This is a genomic window from Paraburkholderia sp. UCT31, assembly GCF_014397655.1.
GTDB classification, from domain to species: Bacteria; Pseudomonadota; Gammaproteobacteria; order Burkholderiales; family Burkholderiaceae; genus Paraburkholderia; species Paraburkholderia tuberum.
Genome location: NZ_VZQP01000184.1, coordinates 1 through 1,051 on the forward strand (window position 1 = coordinate 1; position 1,051 = coordinate 1,051).

1 protein-coding gene, 1 tRNA gene and 1 pseudogene are annotated in these 1,051 nt (G+C 59.2%); 1 reads left to right on the forward strand and 2 read right to left on the reverse strand.

Annotation, left to right across the window (positions count from 1 at the left end):
* A pseudogene (locus F6X40_RS41505) lies at positions 1–115 on the reverse strand (CopG family transcriptional regulator); the annotation flags it as partial.
* A 513-nt stretch (positions 116–628) separates the two neighbouring features.
* Positions 629–701, reverse strand: a tRNA-Lys gene (locus tag F6X40_RS41510).
* 122 nt (positions 702–823) lie between these two features.
* Here F6X40_RS41510 and F6X40_RS41515 point away from each other — a divergent pair.
* On the forward strand, positions 824–1,051 hold a 228-nt coding region (locus F6X40_RS41515), incomplete at its 3' end, for a phosphoribosyl-dephospho-CoA transferase MdcG domain-containing protein (protein WP_316251903.1).

Genomic DNA, 1,051 nt, shown 5'->3' on the forward strand with positions numbered 1-1,051 from the left:
CTTCTTCAACCAGCAGGTCGATCTGCCCGAGGTCGACGGGTCCGAGGTTGATCGTGATTTTTTCCGAGTCGCCGCCTTTCGAGCGGGGGGTGTCCAATACCGCGGGTTTCTTCATCGCACCATCCTTACACCATCCATATGGATGGTTATAGGATGGTTTTAGATGCGCCGCAACATAAAAATTTGGGGTCGAGACGCCTTCTGGGCTCGCCGCATCGCTGGTCGCGGGGGCTAGATAGAGCGCGGATATCGCTCAGTGGTTGTCGCGTGACTTTCCCAAACGCTATCGCCGGTCGATGCGCATATGGATAGCTACGAGGTACTGGCCGGTGGAGGACGCGGCAGCGGTTGAATACTGCGCTGAGCCTCCTCGGCGTTTCGCGGAACAACTCGCCTGCCGGTCTCATCGTTGTAAAGGCCAGTTACAGCGCTGGGTTTGTGACACGCGCCTTCCTCGATCTGGTGGCTCAATACTATTCGTTTAACAATAGCCGAGGCTCTACACGCTGAGCAGAACCTTCCGCACGTCGGACTCGGGGGCAATGCGCTCATCCTGCCCCGCTTGACCGGGCACTGGGCATCCAGTGATATCGCGCCTGCAAGGTCCGACTCGATCGTGCCGACTGGGTAGGCCGTACTGGATTCGAACCAGTGACCAACGGATTAAAAGTCCGCTGCTCTACCAGCTGAGCTAACGGCCCGACTCGCCCGATGTTCCCCGCGACCGGGGCACTTCTTGCCTGTTTGGCCTGGCCGATGTCGATCGTGCGACTCGTGGATCGCGCCGGCTCCGATTTCGGCACGGTCAACGTGAGCACTTTCGTTGCAACGTGATTCGGGCGGTCCGCTTGGTGGATTCGCTTGGGGACCTATTGGCAGCACCGGCTTTGAATTGGCGACGCACGTGCCGACTGTCAACGAAAGGAGCGACCTCGATCTGTTGATCCGCGTGCCGCAACCGCTGGCGCTGAATGTCGCGAGTGCTTTGCTGGAGCAACTGCAAACGCTCGCGGCGCATATCGGTATCCGCATCGATGCGCAACTCGAAACG